21 protein-coding genes and 1 pseudogene are annotated in these 26,327 nt (G+C 72.1%); 14 read left to right on the top strand and 8 right to left on the bottom strand.

Annotation, left to right across the window (positions count from 1 at the left end; all coding sequences use genetic code 11):
• Window positions 1–102: 102 nt before the first annotated feature.
• The 4 genes from Actob_RS07370 to surE are packed head-to-tail and all read left to right on the top strand — an operon-like array spanning window position 103 to window position 4,433.
• Window positions 103–2,226, top strand: coding sequence for a HelD family protein (locus Actob_RS07370; RefSeq protein ID WP_284919308.1), 2,124 nt, complete (start codon window positions 103–105; stop codon window positions 2,224–2,226).
• A gap of 52 nt (window positions 2,227–2,278) precedes the next feature.
• The gene (locus Actob_RS07365) at window positions 2,279–2,587 is read left to right on the top strand and encodes a hypothetical protein (RefSeq protein WP_284919307.1); all 309 of its coding nucleotides are present in this window, start codon (window positions 2,279–2,281) and stop codon (window positions 2,585–2,587) included.
• A gap of 56 nt (window positions 2,588–2,643) precedes the next feature.
• Complete coding sequence (locus Actob_RS07360) at window positions 2,644–3,588, top strand: PfkB family carbohydrate kinase (protein ID WP_284919306.1); 945 nt, start codon at window positions 2,644–2,646, stop codon at window positions 3,586–3,588.
• Window positions 3,585–4,433, top strand: coding sequence for a 5'/3'-nucleotidase SurE (surE, locus tag Actob_RS07355; RefSeq protein WP_284919305.1), 849 nt, complete (start codon window positions 3,585–3,587; stop codon window positions 4,431–4,433). Before Actob_RS07360 ends, surE begins: the two co-directional genes overlap by 4 nt.
• Before the next feature lie 422 nt (window positions 4,434–4,855).
• On the opposite strand, the gene Actob_RS07350 is transcribed toward surE, so the two are convergent.
• Window positions 4,856–5,206: an STAS domain-containing protein gene (locus Actob_RS07350; RefSeq protein ID WP_284919304.1), complete on the bottom strand. Its 351-nt coding sequence runs from the start codon at window positions 5,204–5,206 to the stop codon at window positions 4,856–4,858.
• A 295-nt stretch (window positions 5,207–5,501) separates the two neighbouring features.
• Here Actob_RS07350 and Actob_RS07345 point away from each other — a divergent pair, with 295 nt between their 5' ends.
• The 5 genes and pseudogenes from Actob_RS07345 to Actob_RS07320 all read left to right on the top strand — a co-directional run bounded on the left by Actob_RS07345 (window position 5,502) and on the right by Actob_RS07320 (window position 9,918).
• Window positions 5,502–5,915: a hypothetical protein gene (locus tag Actob_RS07345; protein WP_284919303.1), complete on the top strand. Its 414-nt coding sequence runs from the start codon at window positions 5,502–5,504 to the stop codon at window positions 5,913–5,915.
• Window positions 5,916–5,978: 63 nt separating this feature from the next.
• Window positions 5,979–6,569, top strand: coding sequence for a YdeI/OmpD-associated family protein (locus Actob_RS07340; protein WP_284919302.1), 591 nt, complete (start codon window positions 5,979–5,981; stop codon window positions 6,567–6,569).
• 74 nt (window positions 6,570–6,643) lie between these two features.
• Window positions 6,644–7,405: pseudogene (locus Actob_RS43870) on the top strand (serine/threonine-protein kinase); the annotation flags it as partial.
• 766 nt (window positions 7,406–8,171) lie between these two features.
• Window positions 8,172–9,032: a MerR family transcriptional regulator gene (locus tag Actob_RS07325; protein WP_407653573.1), complete on the top strand. Its 861-nt coding sequence runs from the start codon at window positions 8,172–8,174 to the stop codon at window positions 9,030–9,032.
• Between the two features lie 82 nt (window positions 9,033–9,114).
• On the top strand, window positions 9,115–9,918 hold the full coding sequence (locus Actob_RS07320; RefSeq protein WP_284919301.1) for a hypothetical protein: 804 nt from the start codon (window positions 9,115–9,117) through the stop codon (window positions 9,916–9,918).
• Window positions 9,919–9,925: 7 nt separating this feature from the next.
• On the opposite strand, the gene Actob_RS07315 is transcribed toward Actob_RS07320, so the two are convergent.
• A complete protein-coding gene (locus tag Actob_RS07315; RefSeq protein ID WP_284919300.1) occupies window positions 9,926–11,719 on the bottom strand; it encodes a bifunctional metallophosphatase/5'-nucleotidase in 1,794 nt (597 codons plus the stop codon).
• A 120-nt stretch (window positions 11,720–11,839) separates the two neighbouring features.
• Complete coding sequence (gene argS / locus Actob_RS07310) at window positions 11,840–13,519, bottom strand: arginine--tRNA ligase (RefSeq protein WP_284919299.1); 1,680 nt, start codon at window positions 13,517–13,519, stop codon at window positions 11,840–11,842.
• 194 nt (window positions 13,520–13,713) lie between these two features.
• On the opposite strand from argS, the gene Actob_RS07305 reads away from it, so the two are divergent.
• Both Actob_RS07305 and Actob_RS07300 read left to right on the top strand, forming a co-directional pair.
• Window positions 13,714–14,166 (top strand): protein-tyrosine phosphatase family protein, encoded by a 453-nt coding sequence (locus tag Actob_RS07305; RefSeq protein ID WP_284919298.1) that lies wholly within the window; start codon window positions 13,714–13,716, stop codon window positions 14,164–14,166.
• A gap of 27 nt (window positions 14,167–14,193) precedes the next feature.
• Window positions 14,194–15,102: a hypothetical protein gene (locus Actob_RS07300; protein WP_284919297.1), complete on the top strand. Its 909-nt coding sequence runs from the start codon at window positions 14,194–14,196 to the stop codon at window positions 15,100–15,102.
• Here the strand turns inward: Actob_RS07300 and Actob_RS07295 are convergent.
• The 5 genes from Actob_RS07295 to Actob_RS07275 all read right to left on the bottom strand — a co-directional run bounded on the left by Actob_RS07295 (window position 15,030) and on the right by Actob_RS07275 (window position 19,180).
• Window positions 15,030–15,389, bottom strand: a complete 360-nt coding sequence (locus Actob_RS07295) for a hypothetical protein (protein ID WP_284919296.1) — start codon at window positions 15,387–15,389, stop codon at window positions 15,030–15,032. The two genes, Actob_RS07300 and Actob_RS07295, sit on opposite strands and share 73 nt — an antisense overlap.
• A gap of 43 nt (window positions 15,390–15,432) precedes the next feature.
• Window positions 15,433–16,620 (bottom strand): extracellular solute-binding protein, encoded by a 1,188-nt coding sequence (locus tag Actob_RS07290; protein ID WP_284919295.1) that lies wholly within the window; start codon window positions 16,618–16,620, stop codon window positions 15,433–15,435.
• 68 nt (window positions 16,621–16,688) lie between these two features.
• Window positions 16,689–17,564 carry a GDSL-type esterase/lipase family protein gene (locus tag Actob_RS07285; protein WP_284919294.1) on the bottom strand — a complete coding sequence of 292 codons (876 nt, stop codon included), beginning with the start codon at window positions 17,562–17,564 and terminating at the stop codon, window positions 16,689–16,691.
• A gap of 6 nt (window positions 17,565–17,570) precedes the next feature.
• Window positions 17,571–17,879, bottom strand: a complete 309-nt coding sequence (locus tag Actob_RS07280; protein WP_284919293.1) for a hypothetical protein — start codon at window positions 17,877–17,879, stop codon at window positions 17,571–17,573.
• A gap of 50 nt (window positions 17,880–17,929) precedes the next feature.
• Complete coding sequence (locus Actob_RS07275) at window positions 17,930–19,180, bottom strand: DUF7402 domain-containing protein (RefSeq protein WP_284919292.1); 1,251 nt, start codon at window positions 19,178–19,180, stop codon at window positions 17,930–17,932.
• 276 nt (window positions 19,181–19,456) lie between these two features.
• Between Actob_RS07275 and Actob_RS07270 the strand changes: the two genes are divergently transcribed.
• From Actob_RS07270 to fxsT, 3 genes are read left to right on the top strand one after another with little or no spacing between them, the layout of a single operon-like run.
• Window positions 19,457–20,965 carry a VMAP-C domain-containing protein gene (locus Actob_RS07270; protein ID WP_284919291.1) on the top strand — a complete coding sequence of 503 codons (1,509 nt, stop codon included), beginning with the start codon at window positions 19,457–19,459 and terminating at the stop codon, window positions 20,963–20,965.
• Window positions 20,958–22,010, top strand: coding sequence for an AAA family ATPase (locus Actob_RS07265; protein WP_284919290.1), 1,053 nt, complete (start codon window positions 20,958–20,960; stop codon window positions 22,008–22,010). The genes Actob_RS07270 and Actob_RS07265 overlap by 8 nt, the downstream gene beginning before the upstream one ends.
• Window positions 22,010–26,284 carry an FxSxx-COOH system tetratricopeptide repeat protein gene (gene fxsT, locus Actob_RS07260; protein WP_284919289.1) on the top strand — a complete coding sequence of 1,425 codons (4,275 nt, stop codon included), beginning with the start codon at window positions 22,010–22,012 and terminating at the stop codon, window positions 26,282–26,284. Before Actob_RS07265 ends, fxsT begins: the two co-directional genes overlap by 1 nt.
• Window positions 26,285–26,327: the final 43 nt, after the last annotated feature.

Below are 26,327 nucleotides of genomic sequence, written 5' to 3'. Positions count from 1 at the left end.
AACACCGGGCCGCTGTGACGCGCGTTGCCGGGCAGGAGTAAGTTCGATTGCCCCCTTCGCGCGAGCGCGCTGGTGGTGCGCACGAAAGGGAGAACGACCGACTTGAGCGACGCCACCGTCCTGCAACAGGAGATCGCGGTCGAACAGCAGCACGTGGACCGGGTGTACGCCCGGCTCGCCGAGCTGCGCCAGGATGCGTCCCGCGCCGAGAAGGAGGGCTACCAGCTCGCCGGGGTGGGCACCTTCGGCGCGCTGGTCGAGCGCGACGCGATGGTCTACCACGCGGCCCGGCGCCGGCACGCGCTCGACACCGAGTACGAGGGGCTGGTCTTCGGCCGCCTCGACCTGAAAACCGGCGCCACCCACTACGTGGGCCGGATGGGTATCCGCGACGACAGCTCGAAACCGCTGGTCGTCGACTGGCGGGCGCCCGCCGCCGCGGCCTTCTACCAGGCCACCCCGGCCGAGCCGCTGGGCGTGGTGCGCCGCCGGATGATCCAGTCCAGCCGGGAGCGGGTCACCGGCATCGAGGACGACCTGCTCGACCCGGAGTCGGCCCCGCCCGGGATGCGGGTGGTCGGCGACGGCGCGCTGCTGGCCAGCCTGGCCAAGGCGACCGGCCGCGGGATGCGGGACATCGTCGCCACCATCCAGCGCGAGCAGGACGAGGCGATCCGCTCCCCCGCCTCCGGCGTGACGATCGTCACCGGCGGCCCGGGCACCGGCAAGACCGCCGTGGCCCTGCACCGCGCCGCCTACCTGCTCTACTCCGACCGCAGCCGGTTCGCCGGCGGCGGCATCCTGGTGGTCGGCCCGTCCGGCGTCTTCGTCGAGTACATCGCGACAGTGCTGCCCTCGCTCGGCGAGGACACCGCGACGCTGCGCTCGCTCGGCTCGCTGGTCCCGGGATGGGACGCGACCCGGGTGGACGCCGGCGAGGTGGCGGCGATCAAGGGCTCGCTGCGGATGCGCCGGGTGCTGGAGCGGGCCTCGCACGACGCGGTGCCGGGCGGTCCCGCCGAGCTGCGCCTGCTCTACCGCGGTGCCCTGCTCCGGCTGGGCACGCCGGAGCTGGACCAGATCCGGCGCAAGGTGCTGCAGCGCGGCGCCCGCCGCAACGAGGTCCGCGGTCAGGGCTTCGACCGGATCTTCGACGCGCTCTGGGCGCAGGCCCGCGAGCAGAAGGTGACGGGCCTGCCGGAGAAGCGCGAGTTCGAGGCCGAGCTGGCCGACCGGACCGACTTCCGGGACTTTTTGAAGGCGTGGTGGCCGCGGTTCACCCCGATGCGGGTGCTGCGCTGGCTGGCCGACCCGAGACGGCTCCGGGCGTACGCCAACGGGGTGCTGTCCCGCGAGGAGATCGCGACCCTGCAGGGCTCGTTCGACGGTCTCGCCGAGCACGGCCCGACGATCGCCGACGTGGCGCTGCTCGACGAGCTGGACGAGCTGATGGGCCGCCCGCGCCAGCCGCAGCGCAAGACCAAGAACCCGTTCCACGTGCGGGACGGGATCCAGGAGGTCAGCACGTTCGCCGACCGGCAGGCCGCCCAGCGGGCGCAGCAGGTGCAGCGCGAGGAGGACTACCGGGACTACGCGCACGTGGTGGTCGACGAGTCGCAGGACGTCTCGCCGATGCAGTGGCGGATGATCGGCCGCCGCGGGCAGTACGCGTCCTGGACCATCGTCGGCGACCCGGCGCAGACCGCCTGGTCGGGCGACCCGGCCGAGCTGGACCGGGCCCGGGAGAAGGCGCTCGGCTCGCGCAAGCGCAACAGCTACGCGCTGACCACCAACTACCGGAACTCCTCGGAGATCTTCGCGGTCGCCGCCGGGGTGATCCGGGCGATCCTGCCCGACCTGCCGCTGCCCCGCGCCGTCCGGTCCACCGGCGTGGACCCGGTCGACGTGGTCGCCGGCCGGGCGGCGCTGCCCGGCACGGTCCGCGAGCTGACCGAGAAACAGCTGGCCGACGTGGACGGGACGATCGGTGTGATCGCCCCTGTGCCGCGCCGCGACGAGGTCGCCGGCTGGGTCACCGGCCTGCCGGAACGCGTCCAGGTGGTCACCGCGCTGGAGGCCAAGGGCATGGAGTACGACGCCGTGGTGCTGGTCGAGCCGGGTGAGATCGCTGTCGACCGGGCCGGCGTGCGCACCCTCTACGTCGCCCTGTCGCGTGCCACCCAGCGCCTCACCACTGTCGGCGCCGACCCGGCCTGGCACCCGTAAAACCACACCGGCGGGTATGGCGATCATCACATCGGCCGAGCACGATCACTGCATGACACATGTGCAACACCAGCCGCGGGTCGCCTGGGACGGGGCGCGAGCCTTCGTCCGGGCGGCCACGCGGCACAACTTCGCCGAGTTCAGCCGCCGGGTGCGGGACCGGCTCGGCCCGGACGTCCAGGAACAGCTGATCGCCACCCGCGACTACCTGATCGCCTCCGGGATCTGGGATGACGGTGACCGGTACCCGATGGACGTGGAGGCCGGCAAGTGGCGGTGGCGTCTGCAGGATCTGCTCCAGGCCCGGCCGGACCTGGCCGGCGCGATCGTCGATCTGACCGCCGAGAGCTTCGAGTTGTAAAACGTCGCTTCTGTTCTTTTTGCGAACCGCCACGCCGGATGCGCGAAAAGATGAGAATGCGAGTCATGAGTGACGGCCGGGTCATGGTCTTCGCGCCGGCTCCCCAGCTGACGGTGACCATCGAGCAACACCACGACGAACCCGAGTTGCACGTGCATCCGGGCGGTCAGGGCATCTGGCAGACCCGCATGATCACGTCGCTGGGCGCCCAGGTGACGCTCTGCACCGCCGCCGGTGGCGAGGTGGGCCGGGTGCTGGCCCCGCTGATGGCCGATCTGCACGGGGTGACCATGCGGCTGGTGGCCCGCGAGCACGGCAGCGGGTGGTACGTGCACGACCGGCGCAGCGGCAGCCGTCAGGAACTCGCCGAGCGGCCCGGCGTGCCGCTCTCCCGGCACGAACTGGACGAGCTCTACAACCTCACCCTGGCCGAGGGCCTGCGGGCCGGCATCGCCGTCCTCAGCGGGCCGGCGCACCCCTCGGTGATCAAGCCGGAGGTCTACGGCCGGCTCGCCGCCGACCTGCGCGCCAACGGCTGCCGGGTGATCGCCGACCTGTGCGGGCGCTACCTGGAGTCGGTGCTGGAGGCCGGCCTCAACGTCGTCAAGATCAGCCACGAGGAGCTGATCAAGGACGGGCTGGCCGCCGACGGGTCGACCCGGGAGCTGATGGCCGCCCTCGTGAAAATCAACACGGAGGGCGCCGAGGCGGTCCTGGTGTCGCGGGCCGACGAGGGCGCCCTGGCGCTGATCGACGACGAGATCTTCTCGGTCTCGCTGCCCCGGCTGACCGCCGCCGAGCACCGCGGCGCCGGCGACTCGATGACCGCCGGGGTGGCCGCCACCCTGGCCCGCGGCGGCTCGATGACCGACGCGGTCCGCACCGGCGCGGCCGCCGGCGCCCTTAACGTCACCCGGCACGGTCTCGGCACCGGGCACGTCGACGCCGTCCGGGTACTCACCGAACGAGTCCGGCTGACCCCGATCAAGAAGGCATCATGACCCCTCGCCACCCGCGCATCCTGATCACCAACGACGACGGCATCGAGGCACCGGGCATCCGCTGGCTGGCCCGGGCACTCGCCCACGCGGAGTACGACGTGGTGGTCGCCGCCCCGCTCAGCGAGTCCAGCGGTAGCAGCGCCTCGATGACCGCCGTGGTGCAGGACGGGAAGATCGTGTCCGAGCCGCACGAACTGGCCGGTGCCAAGAACATCCCGTCGTACGGGGTGGCCGCCTCCCCCGCCTACATCGTCCTGCTCGCCCTCCGGGAGGCCTTCGGCCCGCCACCGGACCTGGTCGTCTCCGGGATCAACCGAGGGGCCAACGCCGGCGCCGCGGTGGTGCACTCGGGCACCGTGGGCGCCACCCTGACCGCCTCGCACGCCGGGCTGCGCGGGCTGGCCGTCTCACTGGACGTGCTCACCCCGGCCCAGGCGACAGCGGCCAGCGGGGGCGCCGCGATCGACGCCATCCACAAGGCCGACGAGGAGAAGCACCACTGGGCCAGCGGCGCCGAGCTGGCGGTGCGGCTGCTGCCGTCACTGCTGCACACCCCGCCCGGCACGGTTTTCAACCTGAACGTCCCGGATCTGCACGTGGACGGGATCCGTGGGCTGAAACAGGCGGCTCTGGCCCGGTTCGGCCAGGTGCAGATGAGCATCGCGGAGGCGGGCGACGGGTATGTCCGCACCGCTGTGCAGGCCGCCGAGGAGGAGCTCGACCCGGGCACCGACCTGGCCGCGCTGGCCGACAACTTCGCCGTGGTCACGCCGCTGCGGGCGCCGCACGAGGACACCGACATCCGCATCAACGTCGGCGCCATCCGCATCCAGACGGCATATTGAGTGGGACAGGGTCGAGGCGCGAGTCAAGTTCACGAGTTCCCAGACGAAGATCAACTTCAAGATCTTCGGATACGCGGGTCCGCTGTGGTGCGGATCGCATGCTCCCGCGCGGGCCGAGGGCGGCGATCTGGCCGCTGCGCGTCCAGGGCGATCGCCGCCCTCTTCACTGTCCGCGGGTGGTCACCGAAAACCCGGATCCCGCTCCGGGTACTCCGCCGGGCGGCTCGGCCAGGGGCTGTCCGGCCGCTCCCGGGCCTGTCCGGATGCCCGGTCGGGTCCCGTTCGGCCGCGCGTCCCCGGGCCCCTCTACTGGGCCTCCCGGCTAGGTGCCGTTTCGGCCGCGCGCCCCGGCCCCTCCGCTGGGCGGCCTGATCAAGCGCCGTTTCGGCCGCGCTCCCGGGACGCTCGCGCCCGCCGGGCCGTCAGGCGCCGGAGAGGGCGGCGTCGTCCTGGTGGGGCTGGGGGTTGCCGAAGAGCCCGAGCAGGCCCGTCACCCAGAGCTGCTTGTGGGCGAACCGGCTGGGGTGGGTGACCACGACCTTGACGCCGCTCACGCCGGCGAGCTGGAAGGCGGCCACGAGGGCGCTGATGCCGACCGAGTCGATGAAGGTCACGTGCTGCATGTTGAGCTCGATGCGCACCGGGGAGCCGTCAGCCAGCTGAGCCGCCACGGCCTCACGGATCTCGTACGCGTTCTCGACGTCGATCTCGCCTCGCGGCGAAACCTCGACGGCGCCGTCCGCAAGCGTCGACGTCGTTATCGACAGCGTCACGCCTCTTCCCTCCACCCGCCCGGGTCAATCCGGGGCGTTGTTCCTCTGTCCGCGATCGTCACGACCGCCCTGGTGAGCAGGGCGGATGGACTACCCCCGGAAGGTTCGGTGAAACTGACCGAAAGGTTAGGCCCCGAACCTGTTAGACACCTGAGTGGCCCGTGTGGGCGTGGTCAACAGTACTGCGGGCCGTCAAATCGTTTTCGAACTGTGATGCCGTCCATACCGGACGTTTGCCGTGGCCCGCATCGGGGCACGGTTTCGATGACAGGGCTAGCGCAGGAGGTAACCGACGATGTTCGCGACCAGGAAGAACCGGACTGAACGGACGGCCGCCGAGGCGTGGAACCACCTGTCGGCTGCCATGGCCAGCGCCGGCGAGACCGGCAAGGACACCGCGGCCAAGGTCGACAAGAAGAGCCGACGGCTGGCTCGCAAGGCCAGCAAAAAGGGTTCCTACCTGGCAGAACGCGCCAGTGGCGCGGCCGACGAGGCGTGGGTGCGGGCGAACGCCGCCGCCGCCGCGCTGGCCGGCCGCAAGCCGGGCCGGCCGTGGGGCCTGATCGCCGGGATCGGACTGCTCGGGCTGGCAGCCGGCTGGGCCGCCGCGTCCACCGCGCGCGCCGCGATCGAGCGGCAGGCCGAGAACGAGCAGCTCGAACTGGCCGAGACGGCGGTGGTGGTGACCCCGACGTACGACCAGAAATGACCGGTCGGACGAGCTGAACCGCGGGGGTGTGGCGACCGTGCGCGGTCGCCATACCCTGGTGCGATGGCCGAGCCCAGCACCGCCGCCACGTTCTTCCCCGACGCCGCCGCCCTGCGCGCCTGGTTCGAGGAGAACCACGAGAGTGCGACCGAGCTGTTCGTCGGCTACTGGAAGAAGGGCGCCGGTGAGACCGGCGTCTCCCATCCCGAGGCGATCGAGCAGGCGCTCTGCTTCGGCTGGATCGACAGCGTCGTCAGGCGCATCGACGACCGGCGCTACCGGGTGCGCTTCACGCCACGCCGCAAGGGCAGCGTGTGGAGCGAGGTGAACGTCACCAAAATGGCCGAGCTGGCCGAGCGGGGGCTGCTGCGGCCGGCCGGGCGGCGCGCCTTCGACGAGCGGCGCCCGGCCCGGGTCGGCGAGTACTCCTACGAGCAGGCCGCGCCGGTCACCCTCGACGACGCTCAACTCGCCCGCTTCCAGGCCGATCAGGGCGCCTGGACGTGGTTCGCCGGGCAGTCCCCGGCGTACCGGAGATCCGCCACCCACTGGGTGCTCGGCGCCAAGCGGGCGGACACCCGGGAACGGCGCCTGGCCCAGCTCATCGCGGATTCCGGAGCGGGTCGACGGGTGCCGCCGCTGATCTCCCGTTGATCGGCGCGGCTCTGTACAGTTGAGCGGCACCGCGTTCGATCAAAGAATGCTCGGAAGTCGGTCACCACTTCGCCATGCGGCCCGGGCCGCCCGATCAGAAAAAGGTCCACCTGGTGCTCAGTGCGGGACATCTCCTGGACAACCGCTACCGGTTGGACGAACGGATCGCGACCGGCGGCATGGGCGACGTGTGGCGTGGCACCGACGTGGTGCTCGGCCGGGTCGTCGCGGTGAAGGTGCTGCGCACCGCGATGCTGGACGACCCGGAGTTCGCCGCCCGGTTCTACGGCGAGGCCCGGATGATGGCCGCGTTCCGGCACCCGGGCGTGGTGGAGGTCTACGACTACGCCGAGGCGGGCGACTCCGGCGGCCCCGAGACGGTCGCCTACCTGGTGATGGCGTTCGTCGAGGGCGAGCCGCTGTCGAACCGGGTCAAGCAGGGCCCGATCCCGGTCAGCGAGACGCTGTCGATCGTGGCCCAGGCCGCCGAGGCGCTGCACGCCGCGCACGAGGTGGGCATCGTGCACCGCGACATCAAACCCGGCAACCTGATCGTGAAACCGTCCGGCGCGGTCATCCTGATCGACTTCGGCGTCGCCCGGTCCAACGCGATGACCAGCATGACCGGCGTCAACTCGATCGTCGGCACCGCGCTCTACATGGCCCCGGAGCAGGTCGCCAAGGGCAACCTGACGCCCGGCACCGACGTCTACGCGCTGGGCGCGGTGGCCTACCACTGCATCGCCGGGCGGCCGCCGTTCGACGGCGACAACGCGCTGCAGGTGGCGCTGCGTCACCTGGAGGACGAGCCGGACCCGCTGCCCGAGCACGTGCCGGTCGAGGTGCGCGAGCTGATCGCCCGGGCGATGGCCAAGCAGCCGGCCGACCGGTTCGCCAGCGCCGCCGAGTTCGCCGAGGCGGCGTACGCGGCGGTCGGCGCCCCGCAGGACTGGAAACGGCTGACCGGCACCGCGCTGATCCGCCCGACCAGTCCCGCGCCGGCCACCGCGCCGATCAGCCCCGCCATGCCCACCCACCCGGTCCAGCGGCCGCGGATGTCGCCGGCCCCGCCGCCGATGCCGGCGCCCAACGTGGTGCCGGTGGCGCCGCGCGCCCAGCGCAGCCTGATGATCGCCGTGATCGCGCTGTTCGTGCTGGCCGGGGGCCTCGGCGTGGCCTGGGCGATGAGCGGCGACCGGACGCCCGCCGACGCGAGCCCGACCGGCGGATCGTCGGCCACCACGAGCACGGTGGAGCAGACCACCGATCCGGTGGAGTCGGAGAGCGAGGTGCCGGAGGTGGAGACCACCACGCACCGGACCACCACCACCCGGCGGACGAAGAACCCGACGTCGAAGCCCTCGGTGTCCGTCTCCGCCCCCTCGGCGACCCCCAGCGAGTCCCCGACCACCACCCCGACCGAGGACCCGACGACCGAGCCGACCGACGACCCGACGACCGAGCCGACGAAGAGTCCGACGACCGCGCCGACCTCGACCGGCCCGGACGACCCGGGCACCGGGGGGTGGGACCGGCTCCGGAACCGGAGCCGGCACCGGTTCTTGACTCTCTCCCCGTGTCAGGCGGGACGGTGGAGCGACCATGTTGAGTATCGGAGACTTCGCCGGCCTGGGCCGGGTGTCGGTGCGCATGCTGCGCCACTACGACGCCATCGGCCTGCTTCGTCCCGCCCACGTCGACCCGCACAGCGGCTACCGCTACTACACCGCGGAGCAGCTGCTGCGGCTCAACCGGATCCTGGCTCTCCGGGATCTCGGCTTCAGCCTGCAGCAGGTGCGGGTGATGCTGGAGGAGAAGGTCGATCTCGGTGAGCTGCGCGGGATGCTGCGGCTGCGCCGGGCCGAGCTGACCGCCCAGGTGGAACGGGACAGCGCCCGTCTGGCCCTGGTCGACGCACGTCTCCGGATGATCGAGTCGGAGGGTCACATGAACACCGGAGACATCATCCTGAAGCGGGTTCCGGCGGTGCGGGTGGCGGAGCTGTCCGCCACCGCCCTGGGGTACGACCACCCCGCGTCGATCACCGAGAACCTGTCGCCGCTCTACCCGCGCCTGATGGAGCTGATGGAGCAGGCGGGTGTCACGACGACCGGCTCCCCGCTGGCCTATTACCGGCCGGCGCCGACCGGGCCGGAGGACGAGACGATCACCGTGCACGCGGCGTTCCCGATCGGCGACGCGGAGGTCACCGGGGCCGGGTTCGACGTGGTGGTGCTGCCGCCGATCGAGGCGGCCACGGCGGTGCACGAGGGGCCGATGGCGGAGGCGTTCCGCACCGGCGGGCGGATCGCCGCCTGGATCGAGGACAACGGGTTCCGGCCGGTGCCGCCCGGCTACGCCCGCGAGGTCTACCTGCACTGCCCGCCGGGCTGCTTCGACGAGTGGCTCACCGAGATGCAGGTGCCGCTGGACGGCACCGGAATCGCAACCCGGGAAAACTAATCCTCAACTGGGTCGCGGCCCGGCCGATGAACTCGGGTGGCACGGAAAAGCACCCGAGCCGCTACCGGGAAGGGCCGCCACCATGACGACCGTCGAGACTCACCAGACTCCGTATGAGCCGGGCGCGTACTCCGTGGCGCCGCCGTGGGCCGTGCACGGCCAGCCGGAAACGGCGGCTCCGTGGGCCGGCGCCGGCCAGCCGGAAACGGCGGCTCCATGGGCCGCCAACGGTCACCCGGAAACCGCGGCTCCGTGGGCCGCCAACGGCCACCCGGAAACCGCGGCTCCATGGGCCGCCGGGCCGGCATCGGGCGCGTCCGAGGCGGAGACCGCCGAGCTGGGGGCACTGCCCTTCGGCGGCACGGTCCCGCCGTACGGCTCGCCCGGCAACAAGCACGGCCAGCTGCTGGTCCGCTTCCCGCACGAGGTGCTGGGCGCGGCCCGGCCCGATGCCCCGTCCTGGCGGCCGGTGGTGGCCTGGACGTTCTTCCTCAGCGTGCTGGGCGTGATCCCGGCGATGCGCCGGGCCGGCAAGGCGAAGGCGTACGGCCGGACCCGCCTCCCCTACTACGTGGCCTTCCTGCTCACCCTGGCCGGCGGCGCGGCGTTCTGGTCGGCGCTGGTGTCCGACGTGGCCCTGCCGCTGTACCGGCACCACGTCGAGTCCCAGGCGACCGAGGCCGTGCAGCGCAAGGTGCTCGGCGACGGCCGGGTGGAGGCGGCGGTCGGCACCACCGTCAAGTCCGGCGGCTGTGTGCCGGCCGGTGACCGTGGCGCCGACGGCCTGCGTGCCTACGACTGCACGTTCCAGCTGGCCGACGGCAGGTCCGCCACGATGAGCATCATGGCGGACCTGCGCGGCAACTGGGAGACGCCGAAGCGGTGACTGCCGGTCAGAAGGTGACCGGCACGCCCTCCCGGACGAGCTGCCAGTTCCTGACGTAGAAGTCGGCCGGGTCGATGTGGCCCTTGGCCTGCGCCCAGTCGATCAGGAGCTGGCGGATCTCCTTCTGCTCGTTGTAGACCTGGGTCTTCACGATGCCCGGGAACGCGCCACCGCCGGACCGGCGGTAGTTGTTCACCGCGACCACGAACTGCGCGTCGGCGGCCACGTCCACCCCGCCGACCTGCAGCTTGGTGATCCGGCTGCCGATCGGCTTGCTGATGTCGATGTCGTAGTCGACCCCGGAGAGGATGTCGTAGTTGTAGTCCGGGATCGCGCTGTCGCTGATGTTCGCGACGTCGACCGGGGCGCCCACCGCGAGGGTCTTGAAGAACTTCGCCGAGTACTCCAGGTACGCCCGCACCTCGGCGCCGGTCAGCACGACAGCTTCCAGGGTGTTGTCGTAGATGTAGAGCCCCGCGACGTCCTTGATCTTGACGTCGCCCTTCGGGAACACCGCGGTCCGGCTGAACGGCGCGGCGATCGAGAGGACCGGCAGGCTCGCGTACGACGTGCCGGCCAGCGCCCTGGTCACCTCGTCGGTCTGCACCTTGTTGATGTAGTCCAGGATCGGGGTGTCCTGGTACCGCGAGGTGGCGGCGGAGAGTTCCTCGGTCGACGTGGCGACGACCTGGTTGACGTACGCCACGGTCTTGTCGTGCTGGCTCTTCACCACGGCGAGCACCTTCGGGTCGGCCTCGACCGTGTTGGTGTTCAGCGTGGCCGCCGCCTTGCTGGTGACCCTCCACCGGCCGTGCTCGCGGACCAGCTCGAAGTCCATCTTGGTGAGGCGCTGGCCCCACTTCGACGGCTCCGAGGTCAGCACCTGCTGCCCGGTCGCGGTGTTGGTGACGAACCGCTGCGCGATCTCCTGGTGCGCGTGCCCGAACAGGATCGCGTCGATCCCCGGCACCTGCTGGGCGATCAGCTGGACCGGGTTCTCGTTCGGCAGCTCGGGGCCGTAGCTGGAGGTGCCGCTGTCGCCGCCGTGCGCGGACAGGATGACGACGTCCGCGCCGCGGGCCCGCATGATCGGCACCCACTTGGCGGCGGTCTCCACCATGCCGAGGAACTTCAGCTTGCCCTCGACGTTGTCCTTGTCCCAGATCGCCACGCCCGGGTTGGTCAGGCCCAGGATGCCGACACGCAGGGTGGGCGCGTGCTTGCCGAGCGAGACCTTCTTGATCACGTACGGCGTGAAGGCCGGCCGGCCGGTCTTGGCACTCACCGCGTTCGCCGCCAGGGCTGGGAAGCCGAGCTGCCGGATCCACAGGTTCAGCAGCGGCAGGCCGTAGTTGAACTCGTGGTTGCCCAGCGTCACCGCGTCGTAGTGCAGCACGTTCATGGCCTTGGCCATCGGGTGCTTCTCGCCGGTCGTGGTGATCGGCTCCTGCTTGGCGTAGTACGTCGCCAGCGGGGTGCCCTGGATCGTGTCACCCGCGTCGAGCACCAGCGTGGCGCCGGTCGCCTCGGCGCGCAGCTTGTTGACCAGGGCGGCCAGCTTGGCGACGCCGACGTCGTTGTGCGCGGAGTCGTCGTACTCGGCGTCCTTGTAGTAGTCCCAGTTGTACACGTTGCCGTGGGTGTCCGAAGTGCCGAGCACCGTCAGGTGGAACGTTTCCGGAGTCTTCGGGCCGCCCTTGCCATGGGCCTCGGCCGCGCCGGGGAAGGCGAGCGGTGCCGCGGCGGCGGCCGCCGAGGCGGCCAGCACGCTGCGCCGCGATACGCCGTTGGGAAGCGTCATTGCGAACCTCTCGCATCTCTTTTCCGTGCGGGCATCTCGTGGATGCCGCGAACACAGCACCCTAACGGGGGATCAGGCCATCGGTCGATCAACGAAGGGTTGCGTGACCGTCAAGTTTGCTCAAATCTCGTCCGGCGCCTCGATACCGAGCAGGGACATGCCGGTGTGCAGCGTGCGCGCGGTCAGGTCGGCCAGCCCCAGCCGGCTCGCCCGCACCTCCGGCGCGGCCCGCAGCACCGGGCACCTCTCGTAGAAGCCGGAGAAGGCGGCGGCCAGCTCGTACAGGTAACCGGCGAGCCGGTGCGGTTCGGCGAGGGTGGCGGTCGCGGTCACCGCCGTCTCGAAGCCGAGCAGGGTCAGCGCCAGGTGACGCTCGGCCGGCTCGGTCACGGTGATCCCGCCGGGCGCGCTGCCCGCCTTCCGGAAGATCGCCCGGACCCTGGCATGCGCCATCTGCAGATAGGGACCGGTGTTCCCGGTGATGGCCAGCATCCGGTCCCAGTCGAAGACGTAGTCGCCCCGCCGGTCCCCGGAGAGATCGGCGTACTTGATCGCGCCGATGCCGACGGCGGGGGCCGAGGCGCGGCTTCCCCCACGATTGTCATTTTGTTTTCCGCCGCGGACCGACTCAGCCTCGTCGAGCAGCGCGGCCAGCTTGACCGTGTCGCCGGCCCGGCTCTTCAGCATCTTGCCGTCGGCGCCCAGGATCGAGCCGAACCCGAGGTGCTCGGCGACCACCCCGTCCGGCAGCCAGCCGGCCGCCCGGGCCACCGCGAAGACCATCGCGAAGTGCGTCCGCTGCGGGGCGCCGACCACGTAGAGCAGCCGGTCGGCGCCCAGCCCGACCCGGTGCCGGATCGCGGCCAGGTCGGTCGCCGCATAGCCGAACCCGCCGTCGGCCTTCCGCACGATCAGCGGCAGCGGCTCACCGTCCCGCCCGGTGAAGCCGGCCGGGAACGCGCACAGCGCGCCGTCGCTCTCCGCCAGCAGCCCCTTCTCCCGCAGTTCGGCCAGCAGCACCGGCAGGTCGTCCTGGTACCGGCTCTCGCCGGCGAAGTCGTCCGGGCCGAGCGTCACGCCGAGCCGCGCGTAGACGTCCAGGAAGTAGACCTCGGACTGGGCGACCAGCTGTCGCCACAGCTCCCGGGAGAGCGGATCGCCGGACTGCAGCGCCACCACCCGCGCCCGGGCCCGGGTCCGGAAGTCCTCGTCGGAGTCGAACTTGACCCGGGCATCCTGATAGAAAGCGGTCAGGTCCCGGATCGAGTGATCGGCCGCGCCACCCCTGTCGACCAGGTGCTCGACCAGCATCCCAAAGGGCGTGCCCCAGTCGCCCAGATGGTTCACCCGGATCACGTCGTGCCCCAGCCAGTCCAGCGTCCGGGCCAGGGCGTCCCCGATGATCGTCGACCGCAGGTGGCCGACGTGCATCTCCTTGGCCACGTTGGGCCCGGAGTAGTCGACGACGATCCGCTCCGGCACCGCCACGGCGGGCACGCCGAGCCGGGCGTCCGCGGCGGTGGCCCGCAGCGCCTCGGTGAGCAGACTGTCGGCAACGGTCAGGTTGAGGAAACCTGGGCCGGAGACCTCGATCGCGGCGAGTCCGGCCAGATCGGCCTTTCCGGCCACCTCGGCGGCGATCTCCCGGGGCGCCCGGCCCAGCTCCCGGGCCAGCGCGAGCGGCGCACCTGACTGGAAGTCGGCGTGCGGCGAGGACCGCACCGCCGGATCGACGCTCCGGCCCGCCACCGCTTCGAGCGCGGGCGCCAGCCGGTCGTGCAGAAGAACTTCAAGATTCACGATCAACCCCATTCGGCGTACGAACGAAGCGGGTCGACCAGCGACGTGACAGTCACCGGCGGGATCGACCCGCCGGCGGAAAGCACAGATCAGCGGCGGCCCGGGGGACGCCGGCGTCGCGCGCTGAAGTGGCTGTGCATGCGGCGACTATAACGGCCCGACAGCGGTTTCCGCCGCCCGGTACTCTTCCGGCGATGAGCGCGGACTCCGGGTGGGACGACGACGGGGCCGGCGTGCTGCGCCTGCCGTCCGGCAAGCTGATCCGAGGCCGTGGCCTGCGCGAACCCATGCCGTCCGGGCATCCGCCCCGGTTCGGGGTGTACCTGCTGGGCGCGCCGCCGCCGGAGTTCGGGTGGCCGAGCCGCTGGGTGCGCTGGGTGGATTTCTGGGTGCCGGCCGACCCGTCGTACGCCAGATCGGTCTTGATCGAAGCCCTGGCCCGAGCGGACCGGGAGCGGGTGGAGATCGCCTGTTTCGGTGGCCGGGGGCGGACCGGGACCGCGCTGGCCTGCCTCGCCGTCCTCGATGGCGTGCCCGCGCGGGAGGCGGTCGCCTACGTCCGCCGGCACTATCACCGGAAGGCGGTGGAGATGCCGTGGCAGCGGCGGTTCGTCGCCCGCTTCGAAAGCGTCGGTCCGCTGCCATAGCGCCGGTTCCGGGACTATGGTGCCCGCATGTCGATTCTCGCCAGCGATGTGCGGCACACCGGGCGACCGGCCGGGCATCGGCTGGTGCGCTGGGTCGCGGTGGTCGTCGTGGCTCTGGTGTTCGCCGGCGCGCTGGCCTCGGCCGGGGCGTGGCTGGGGTGGCGGGACGCCGATCCGCTGCCGAGCGATCAGCGCGCCGTCGCGATCGCCGCCGAGGTGCTGCCCGGCGCCCCGGTGGACGAGATCGACAGGTGGGATGCGATCTTCGGCGACCGGCAGCCGTCCTGGGAGACCCGGCTGCTCACCGACGATGAGTACGACGGCGGCTCGGTGCTGCTCCCGGTGTCCGTGCCGGACCTCGCGGCGGTCCGCCGGACCCTGGAGCGGACCGGCTGGCGGTTGCTGCCGGGCGCGGGCGTGGAGCGGCTCTCCGACGTGCAGACGGTGGAGTTCGTCACCGCGCGCCGCGACGGGGTGGAGCTGGCGGTCTTCCGCGACAGCTGGTCGGAGGGTTCCGGGATCGTCTTCCAACGTCCCGAGCCGGCCCTGGTGCGGCCGCTGGCGCTGATCGGCGGGCTGGCCGGTCTGCTGCTCGGTGGCTGGCTGGCGCTGCGATTCACCGCCCGGCAGGCCGGCCGCCGCCCGTGGAACGCGCCGGCCTGGGCCGGTGGCGCGCTGCTGGCGCTGCCCACCCTCGCGGTCCTCGGTGAGCTGCTCTCCCCGACCGCGCCGATCCCGCCGGACGTGCCGGGCGCGCCCTGGGAGGGCTATCCGATCTTCAAGCTGCCGGCGCTCCTCGGGCTGCTCGCCTGGGGCTGGGCCACGGTCCTGCGGCTGCGCGCCCGGTTCACCGATCGGCGGGCTCAGCCGGGCTCGTCCGGGTCCGCGGGCGGCGACTTCCCGGCGGCGGCCTTGGCGTCCAGGGTGGACTTGTAAGACAGGTAGGTGAGAAAGGCGGAGACCCCGCCGAGCAGGGCGGCGATGACGCTGGCCAGCTGGTCGGCGAGGTTCGGGCCGAGGCTGGCCATGCCGGCGACCGCGAGGGCGAGCAGGACCAGCAGGCCGAGAGCGATGGTCTGCCCCCGGCGGTCCCGGAGGGTGCCGTTGGACTGGTTCGGCTTGCGGCGGCTGGTCACCAGCCAGACGACCGTCTCCACCAGGATGATCGCGGCGGTCACGAAGACCGGGACCAGCCATGCCTGCAGCCCGCTGTCGTCGATCACCGCGGAACTCCGGCCCGCGCCCGGCGGAGTGGTGCGCAGCCGCTCATCGCAACGCTCCCCGCATGCCCTCGACGAAGCCGTCGGTCAGTTCGACCCGGCGGTAGAGGTAGTCGTAGGTGTGCTGGCGGAAGACCCTGGCGAACTCGGCGTAACCGGCGCTCATCGGGCGCGGGTGCGCGTCCTCCACAGCGGACCTGACGATGTCCAGGTGTGGCACCGCCGCCTTCACCTCCGGATCGTTGTAGGCCTCCTGCGCGGTCGGCGCGAACCCGTAGGTGGCCAGCAGTTTCTGGGCCGGCATGCCGGTCAGGAAGTGGATCACCGCGGCGGCCTCGTCGCGGTGCTCGGTGTCCTTGGCGATCGCCAGCCCCTGGCCGCCCAGGATCCCGACCGGGAGCCGGCCCAGCCGGATCGCCGCGGTGCGGGGTTTCGCCCGTTCCTCGCGGTCGATCTTCGGGTACCAGACCGGCCAGTTCCGCATGTACCGCAGGGTGCCGGTCTGGAACGCGGCGTTGGTGTTCTCCTCGCCGGCCGCCGTCACGATCCGGTCGCCGCGCAGCGCCTCGGCGAGCGGCGCGAGGGCCCGCTGCCACTGGCCCAGGCTCGTCGAGACGACGCCCCGCTCGTCGAGGATGGTCCTATCCTGGGCGAGGGCCTGCTCCAGCACGTTGATCACGAACGCCTCGTCGGTGACCGAGCCCTCGGTGGTGAGCTGCCCGGTGAACTGGCGTCGCCCGGCGATCACGGTGTCCAGTGTGGGCTCCGGGTCGGCGGCCGCCTTGTCGGTGACCCGGCGGTACAACATGCCGACGTCGGTGTTGAACGGCACCGCCCAGAGCCGCCCCGACCCCTCCTCGACCTGGCTGACCCGCTGCACCGGCGGCAGCAGCGTGATGCCGTCCGGCGGGTCGATCGGCGCGATCCGGTCCCGGCTGGCGAAGCGCGGGAGGTGGATGACGTCGAGGTTGTAGATGTCGGCCGGGGTGCTGACGAACTTGTCGTACTGGTCCTGGGTGGAGCTGTTGACGGTGACCACCTCGAGGGTCACGTCCGGATGGAACCTGTTCCACAGATTGATCAGCAGGTTCCGGCCGCCGGTGCTGTCCACGCCGGTGACCAGGGTGAGGGTGACCGGGGTGCGACGGGTGAACAGGTAGCCGGCAGCGGTGGACAGCATCCCCGCGGTCAGGACTCCGGCGATGAAGGAACGCCGCGAATACAGGTCCGGCATGTGATCCACGTTACTCGATGCCGAGCGTCCGCCCGGCCCCGTTCGTCCGCGCGGACGACCCGGCTACCTCACCAGGTGAACGAGCCGGGGTAGGTCCGCTCGGCCAGCTCGTTCTGGCCCGCCAGGCTGGGGTGGAAGTAGTCGAGCGGGCTCACCAGGTCGAGGGTGAACCGCAGGTCGTGCACCTTCCCGCCGTCCCAGCGGCACCTGCTGCCATATCTCGCGCAGGCCGCGCGCAGCACCTCGTCGTACGCGTCGATCCGGTCCCGGACCGCGCGCCGCCGGCGGTTGTCGGCGCTCGCCGTGGACGTCGGATCGGCCAGCATGGACGGGCAGATCCCCAGGCTGTCCCAGAGCCGCACCGCGCTCGGCTCGTCCCGGCCGACCTGCCACAGCCGGTACAGGTCCGGGATGCTGGCGACCAGCACCCGCGCCTTGGGCAGCCCCTTTCTCAGGGTGGCCAGCGCGCGGTCCACCCGGCCCCGGAACGTCGCCACCGGGGTCATGTCGCCGACCTGCCCGGCACAGGCGTCGTTCGCGCCGATCAGCACCGTCACGTACCGCACCTCGGCGTCCACCGCCCGGAGCGCCTGGGCGGCGAGCGCGTCCGACTCCGCCCCCGGCTCGGCGAAGTCGTACACATGGCCTTTGATCTTGCTGTTCTTGGCGAGGATCCGCTGGTAGTGGCTCTGGACGCCGTCGCCGTCACCGGTCGCCCAGGAGTTCTTGGCACACGCCAGGTAGGCCAGGCAGCTGCCCACCCCGGCGGTGATCGAGTCGCCCAGCGCGGCCATCGAGGCGGGATAGCGGGACGCGGAGCTCGACGGCGGCCTGGTCCGGCCCTCGGTCGGCGACGGCTCGCCGGCAGCGCCCGCGCCACCCTCACAGGCCAGCGCGAAGACCCCGAGCAGAGCCAGGACGAGCAGGTGCCAGCGGCGCGGCATCGGACGTCACACGGTGGTGGCGGTCAGTGCCGTGACGGCGGACACCGTGATGACCGCGCCGAGGGCCCAGCCGGCCACCACCGCCGGCCGGGCGCGGCGGAACCTGTTCAGCGGGGCCACCAGCATCGCGATCAGGCCGGCCACGGCGAGGCCGAGCGACAGGATCATCGCGCCGTAACCGTCGCCGTTGAACCAGGTGTCGCCCTCCTCCTGGGCGGCGGCCGTCCAGGCGACGAGCAGGAACACCGGAAGGGCCAGCATGGTGCGGCCGAAGATGTTGGCGGCGATGACCGGCGGCTTCGCATCGTCAAGCATTCGCGCAGTCTGACACACGACCACCAGCCGCTCGGGCCACCATGCGCCGATCAGGCGGCGGTCACCGCACGGATCTCGGCCAGGCCGGCGTCGCGGGTCGTGGCGGAGACGCCGGTGACGGTGAACCGCAGGCCGGTCACCGTCTTCGGGGGGAACCGGACGGTGAGCGGGGAGCCGTCGTCGGGCAGCGCACCGACCGGGACGACGCTGCCGTCGGAGAACCGCAGGGTCGCGCCGGTGACCTGGTCGCCGGGGTCCGGCCGGTCGTAGAGGACGATCCGGTCCAGCACCTGCGGCGACGGCCAGGTCAGGGTCAACCAGGCACCGGCCCGCTCGCCGACGGTGACCCACTCGCCGAGCAGGTCGCCGTCCCGCCGCCCGTCGACGGCCTTGGCCGCCACCTCCACGGTGGCCTCGTTGCCCGAGGAGGCGGCCGGGACGGCCTGGCCGGCCACGTTGCGGCCCGGACCGGACCCGGCCGCGATGGGGGCGTTCCGCCGCAGGTAGGCGCCGTACTCGCCGCGAGCACACCAGTCGGCGGTCTGGCAGACCACCCGGTCGTGCGGCGCGTAGGCGAGGAAGGTGGCGAGCTTGGCGCGGTACCGGCCGGGCGTCAGGTTCACCGGCCGCCGGGCGACCGGATAACCGGCGTGCCCGACGATCCGGTGCGGGGCGCGGTAGCGCTGCTGAGCCGCGTAGGTGAGGTAGGCGACGGTGTGGTGGTCGTCGTGGTCCCCGTCGCCGTAGGCCCCCCGGAAATCCAGGGTCCGGATGATCCCTGGCCGGTAGTCGCCGAGGACCGCGGTGAGCACGTCCAGCAGCGCGGCCCGGCTGTAGAGGTGGCCGGTGTCCAGCGTGTGCGTCCGGGCGGCCGGGTCCAGCCAGAGCATCTGCAGGGTCTGGTCGGGCCAGCCGCCGACCCGGTCCGGCAGGCGCAGGAAGAGCAGGGTGACCCCGGCACCCGCCAGGGTGGCCCGATGGACCGGATGCCCGGCGGCGACCAGGGTGTCCTCCGCCCACCGGGCCGGGCGGCCGGCCATCCGGGCGTAGGCGGCCATCTCGCCCCGCTCCCGGGAGCGCCAGTACACCGGGCCGCGGGCGGCGTCGCCGGAGGTGACGTACAGGGTGGTGACCCGGCGGCCGGCCGCGATGTCGTCGCTGATCTCCGGGTTGACGAAGAGCAGGTCGTCGTCCTCGTGCGCGACGACGGTGAGCGTTCCCCGGCCGGCATCGGCCGCGGCGGGTGCCGCCAGGCCGGCGACCAGGGTCAGGGTGACAACGGCGAGCCTGGCCCAGGGCACGGCACTCCTCTCGTCGCGATGCCTCAGTGGTACCGCGCCGGCGGCCACCGGGTCGAGCGCCGGATCGGGTGACGGTGAGTCATCGGTCGCCGGCGCGGTTGCCGGACTTAGTCGTGTGACATGGACCGGACGGATGAGGTCATTCCGATCGGCGAACGTGAATGCCTGTCAACGCTTGCGCGGTACGCATGCCCACCAATTAGCATGCCTTCAGGGGAAGGCCAACCGAGCTACGACCCAACCGAGCTACGACGCTTTTGGACGGTGCTCAGCCGCATGCCGGAGACACCTGATTCCGCTCCGGGGCCGGAAGTGGGTGCGCACCAGCGCCGGCTCCTCCGCAGCCGATTCGTCGCGCTCCTGGAGGAATCACCGACGATCCGCAGCCGCTCCGGACGGCAGCTCTTCCTTCAGGAGGCCGACACCGCCCTGGGCCGGCCGCCGCTCCCCCGCGACCACGAGGTCCCGCACCTGCAACTGGTCGAGGTGGTGACCACCTGCGCCGCCCGGCCGGGCGGCCTACGGCTGCTGGTCGAGTGCCTCGAACTGCTGGAGCCGAACACCGAGCAGGTGGCCGGCCTCTACCGGCTGGTGGACGAGTGGCAGGTGACCGAGATCTTCGCCGGCCACGACATCGCGTGGCTGCGGGAGGAGTTGCACCGGCTGCGCGGGCGGGAGGCGCTGCGCCACCTGGTCGCGGCCACCCGATCGGCCGAGGCGCCGTCGTACTGCGCCGACGCCTGGCACGTCCTCGCCTACCTGACCGGGCTCAACGCCGTCGACGGCATGCCGCCCTGGCTGCGCTGCCTGCACACCGTGACGCCGCTGCTCCCGCCCGAGACCGAGCCCCGGCTGCGCGAGCTGACCACCGCGCTGGCCGCGCAGTGGAAGCTGTCCGCCCAGTTGGCCGCCCTGCGAGCCCAGCTGCCCGCGCCGTCGCCCGGGCCCAGCATGGCGTACCTGGTGATCCAGTTCGAGAAGTACGGCGGCGACGACGAGTCGTACATCGTCTCGCACTGGCGGCAGTGGGCCTCGCGGGTCTGGCGGCCGGTCCGCGGCGAGGACCAGCGGGTCGGCCGCGACGAGCTGGAGGCGGCGGTCGACCGGATCGTGCTGCGGACCGAGCGGGACTGGGCGGAGAAGGACGGGCCGGTCACGATCGAGTTCGTACTGCCCTGGGAGTTGCTCAACACCCCGGTGGAGGCCTGGCGCAAGGAACTCGCGTCCCGGTCACCGACGCCGCTGGCGATGGACTACCCGGTGGTGGTCCGCAGCCTGGAACGCCTGCAGACCCGGGAGTGGCACCGGCTGTGGCGATCACGCTGGCGGCTGCTGACCGACAATCCACGGCAGCCGCATCCGATCCACTTCGCCGAACCCGATCAGACCGATCTACGACTCGAGGCGATGCTGAAGCGCGACGCCGGCATCGTCGCGATGGTCCTCCACCAGCCGCCGACACCGAGCAGTCTCGGCGAGAGCCAGGCCCTCGCCGCGCTCCGGGCCGGCCTGCCGATCCTCATCTGGCACCGCAGCCAGGCAGCCGATTCGGGCCTGCGGTCGGCGGTCGCGGCGCTGCTGGGTGGCGGCGCGTCCGGACCGTCCGAACTGGCGCAACTACCGGTCCGGATGGCCCGGCTGCGGCAGCGGGCGTGGAGTGAGGACGCGGGCCGCCGGGAGCAACACGTCGGGCACGGTATCGCCGTTCTGTGGGACGATCCGGATCGGCAGCCCGGTCGTATCTGGCCATCAGACAGCGCACCGAGAGAGGCTCGCGATGACTGACCGGAACCAGCAGGTCCCGCCCCCGGCCGCCGGCTGGTGGCTGTACGACGGAACCGGCCGGCCCGGCGGGGCAACCGACGCCGGCGACTGGCCGGAACCACCGCACTGGCGGGCCTTCCACGGTGGTCCCGACCTGCCGCCACCACCGGACTACCCGGACGAGACCGCGCGCCGGCTCGGCGTACCGGGAATGGTCCGTCCCGACCGCAACCAGCTGGACGTCATCAACGCGGCACTGCTGCTCTTCCGTCCGCTGCTGGTGACCGGGCGCCCGGGCGCCGGCAAGTCGAGCCTGGCCTATCAACTCGCCCGCGACCTCGGGCTGGGCCGGGTCCTGCACTGGCCGATCACCTCCCGGTCGAATCTGCGCTCCGGCCTCTACGACTACGACGCGATCGGGCGCGCGCAGGCCGCCGCCGAACGACCCGCCGGCGATCAGACGGCGGCCGGCCCCGAGTCGACGCTCGGCGAGTTCATCCACCTCGGACCGCTGGGCACCGCCCTGCTGCCGCACCGCCGGCCGCGGGTCCTGCTGATCGACGAGCTGGACAAGAGCGACATCGACCTGCCGAACGACCTGCTGAACGTCTTCGAGGACGGTACGTTCTCGATCCCCGAGCTGATCCGCGCCCGCAACCGGATGCCCGCCGTCGAGGTGCACACCGCCGATCCGGGACATCGCGCGGTCATCCGCGACGGCGTGGTGACCTGCCACGTGTTCCCGATCGTGGTGATCACGTCGAACGGCGAGCGCGACTTCCCCGCCCCGTTCCTGCGCCGGTGCATCCGCCTCGACCTGCCGGACCCGGACGAGCACCGGCTCGCCGACCTGGTCTCCGCCCACTTCCCCGGCACCGACGAGAACGCCCGGCAGCTGATCAGGACATTCATCGAGCGGCGCGGCGCGCGCGGCCCGCTGGCGGCGGACCAGTTGCTCAACGCGATCTTCCTGGCCGTCTCCGGCGCGCACGCGACGGGAAACGAGGCGGACTGGACGCGCCTGCTCGAGACGGTGTGGCGCAACCTGTCGGCGACCGGTGTGTGATGACCTCGCCGACCGGAGCCGATGACCAGCGGCCGCAGCGGTGGCCGCGGCCGACGGCGCTGCACTGGTCGGACATCGCCGACGCCCTCTGGCTGGCCAGCCGCGACGGTTTCGAGGGCGCCCAGCGGCCGGCCCCGCCGGCTCCGGACGAGACCGTCCCGCCGGTCGGCACGACCGGTCCCGGGCCCGGCGCGGAGCAGCCCGACGGGACTCCCCCGGCCGCCGGCCCGCCCCCGGCCGAGTCGCCGTCCGTCGACGGCACCGAGGCCGTGGCCCCGCCCGGCCCGCGGCAGCCGGCGCCGCGGGAACCGCGCGCCGCCGTGCCGATCGCGCAGCGGCGGACCGACTTCTTCGCGAGCCTGCGCCACGACGTGCCGTCCAGCACCGAGATGATCCTCGACGAGGAGGCCACCGCGGAACGCGGCATGATCGACCGCCGCTGGCTGCCGATGCTGCGCCAGGCCACCGAGCGCCGCTGGAACGTCGTGCTGCTGGTCGACACCGGGCCGTCGATGTGGATCTGGGCCGGGCACGCCACGGCCATCTCCGCGCTGCTGGAACGCCAGGGGGTGTTCCGCGACGTCCGGGTGCGGACGCTGGGCTCGGACGGGCACGGCGGCGTCGAGATCGGGTCCGGCGCCGGCCGGGTGACGACGACGCCGGGCGGCATCGTGGACCCGACCGGCCGGACGGTGGTGCTGGTCTTCACCGACGGCTACTCGGACCTGTGGTGGACCGGCGTCGCGCAGTCGGCGGTCGCGCTGTGGGCCGCGCACATGGTCGTCGCGGTGCTCAACCCGCTGCCACAGCAACGCTGGTCGCAGACCGCGCTCGATCCGCGCCGGACCTGGCTGCGGACGACCGGGCCGACCCCGACCGCGCTGACCACCTGGACCAGGTCGGCGATCGACACGGTGGGCACGGCGTCCACCCGCCTGGTCGACCCGATCGCGGTGCCGGTACTGGAGATCGACAGCGGGTGGGTACGCCGGTGGGCGGATCTGGTCGCCGGGATCGGGCCGGGCGTGGTGGCGCTGCCGGCGATCCTGGTCTCGGCCAGCCACCCCCGGGCGACCGCCGCGGCGGACGACCGCCTGGGCGAGCCCGCCGAGTACGCGGTCGCGCGGTTCCGGGCGATGGCCTCACCCACCGCGGTCCGGCTGGCGGTGGCGCTGGCCGCCGCGCCGCTCAACGTGCGGACGATGCTGGCCGTGCAGCGCAGGCTGCCCCGGGCCGGCCCGGCCGAGCTGGCCGAGGTGCTCACCAGCGGGCTGATCCGTCCGGTGGTGCCGGACGGCGAGGTGACCGATCCGGTCCGGGTGACCTTCGACTTCGCCGAGGGTGTCCGGAAACGGCTGCTGGAACTCGGTCACCGCGACCGGACCCTCGACGTCCTCCGGACCGTGGAGGCCGAACTGGGTGACGAGGTGGCGGCGGTGCGCGGGCTGAGCCGCCGGATCGCCGCGCCGGCCGCCGCCGATCATCCGGCCCTGACCGAGGGCAGCCGCCCGTTCCTGCGCGTGGAGCTGGCGGTCAACGAGGCGTTGAGCGGGCCGCACCTGGACGCGGCCAACCAGTTGAAGGGGCTTTTGGCGGAACGCCCGGCGGTCCGGGAGGAAGGCTCTAGGCTGGGCACCATGGTGCCGCCGGGCGATGTGTCGGAGATTCCCGCTGCCCGGCTCGACGAGCTGCTCGGACCCGAGCGCCGCCGCGGCGCCGATTTCGGCATCGGCATCGACGCCGAGCCGGTGTCGACACGGGAGAGCCGTCAGGTCGCCACCATCAGCAACATCCCGCCCCGGAACGTGAACTTCACCGGACGGACCGAGTTGCTCGCCGTCCTGCACACACGGCTCGGTTCCGGGACGACCGCCGTGCTGCCCGAGGCGATCCACGGTTTCGGCGGAGTCGGCAAGTCCCAGCTGGCTATCGAGTACGTCCACCTCTACCAGCACGACTACGACATCGTCTGGTGGATACCTGCCGAACGCCCGGCCCAGATCCGCACCGCGCTCGTGGAGCTGGCGCAACGTCTGGAGCTGCCGGTGCCGCCGCTGGCGGGCTCGGCGGTGCCGGCGGTCATCGACGCGCTGAGCCGGGGCCGGCCCTCCGCGTCCTGGCTGCTGGTGTTCGACAACGCCGAGCTCCCGGAGGACGTGCAGCCGTTCTTCCCCTCCAGCGAGTCCGGCAAGATCATGGTCACCTCGCGGAATCCGGAATGGGTCGAGGTGGCCAGCCCGATCCAGGTCGACGTGTTCAGCCGCGCGGAGAGCGTCCAGTTGCTGCGGCGGCGCGCGCCCACCCTCGCCGAGAGCGACGCCGCCCGGCTGGCCGAGGCGTTGAGCGACCTTCCCCTCGCGGTCGAACTGGCCGCCGCGTGGATGGCCGAGACGGGCATGGCTACCGACGAGTACCTGCGCCTGCTGGATGCCGGCCGGCCGTCGCTGACCGAGGCGGTGGGCGGTACGCCGACGGCCGCGCCGCCGCTGGACTACCCGGAGGAGGTCGCGGCGGCGTGGAGCATGTCGCTGATCGGCCTGCGGGAGCGGGAACCGGCGGCGCTGCGCCTCTTGCAGGTCTGCGCGTTCTTCGCACCCGAGCCGATCAGCCGGATCCTGCTGTCCAACGCCCGGGGCCTGGGCATCCACCCGGACCTTGATCCAGTGCTGCGCAACGCGACCCGGTTCAACCAGGCGGTACGCACCATCGGCCGGTACTCGCTGGCCCGGGTGGACTACCGGACCAACTCACTGCACATGCACCGCCTGGTCCAGCGGGTGCTCATCGCCCAGATGGAGCCGGACGAGCGGGAGCTGCTGCGCCACAGCGCCCACCTGTTGCTGGCCGCCAACGACCCCAACCTGCCGGAGGAGACCGACCACTGGCCCCGGTACGCCGAGCTGTACCCGCACGTACTGGCGTCGGACGCCACCGAGTGCCGGCACGGCTACGTGCGTGACCTGGTGCTCAACGAGGCGCGGTACCTGTCCCGTTGGGGTGATTTCCGGGGCGCCCGCGACCTGGCCATGCACGCTTACGAGGTGCTGGTCCGCATCGAGGGGCCGGCCCATCTCGACGCCCTGCGGATGGCCAACTGGCTGGGCTACATGCAGTTCTCGGTGGGCGATTACCGGGCCGCCGCCAAGTTGAACGCCGACACGCTCCAGTTGTATCGGGAAGCCCTGGGCGACGACCGTGAGGAGACCCTGAACGCCATCGGGGCGGTGGCCGCGGATCTGCGGGTCGCCGGTGACTTCTCCGGAGCGCTGGACCGGTCACTGACGGTCTACGAGCGCGCCCGCGCCGGTTTCGGGGAGGGCGAGCCGTTCACCCTCCGAGCCGCCCACAACCTGGCGGTGAGCCTCCGCCTGTCGGGGATGTTCAGCCGAGCCCTGCAGCTCGGCGAGCGAACCCACCTCCAGTTGATCCAGGTGCTCGGCGCCGACCATCTGGACACCCTGCAGACCCGTGGCGGCATCAACCTGGACCGGCGTGAGCTCGGTGAGCACGTTACCGCGCGGACCGACCAGGAGACCCTGGTCGCCCTGCTGCGCAGCCTGCTGCCGGATGAGCGGCACGCGTTGCTACTCAGCCAGACACAGCAATTGGCGGTCACCCGGCGCAAGGCCGGGGACCTGAGCAACGCGCTGACGCTGTCCCAGGGCGTTCTGATCCGCTACCAGGAGCGTTACGGCGAAGGCTATCCGGACACCACGCTCGCGCGGCTGACCGTGTCGATCGACCAGCGGGTGCTGGGCAACCTGAGCGCCGCGCGCGAGGCCGGTGAGCTCGCCGCCGACCAGCTGCGCGACCTCCTGGGACCCGATCATCCGCACACCGCCAGCGCCGAGATGAACCTGGCCGTCACGATGCGCCTGCAGGGTGAGATCGAGGCGGTGCGGCAACTCGACGAACGGGCCCTGCGCCGGCTCACGGCACGGCTGGGCCCGGAGCATCCGGTCGTCCTGCACGCCCGGATCAACGTGGTCAGCGACTACCACGCCGTCGGTGAGGCACGGCTCGCCCTGGACGAGGGGGTGATCGTGCTCCGGCAGTGCCGGGACCTGCTCGGTGCCAACCATCCGACGACCCTGGCCTGTGCTGTCAACGTCGCCATGGACCTCAAGCGGGTCGGCCGGGGCGACGACGGGGAGCGGCTGCTGGCCGACACCCTGACCCGCTTCGGCGCCGTCCTGGGCGCGTCCCACCCGGCCACCGTCAGCGCGGCGGCCGGCCTGCGAGCCAACTGCGACATCGACCCGCTGCCCCTCTGACCGGTCAGGCAACCGGCCGACGGGCCAGGCGACCGGCGCTGCC

This window comes from Actinoplanes oblitus (assembly GCF_030252345.1).
GTDB classification, from domain to species: domain Bacteria; phylum Actinomycetota; class Actinomycetes; order Mycobacteriales; family Micromonosporaceae; genus Actinoplanes; species Actinoplanes oblitus.
This window is presented reverse-complemented; position numbering and strand designations above follow the sequence as displayed.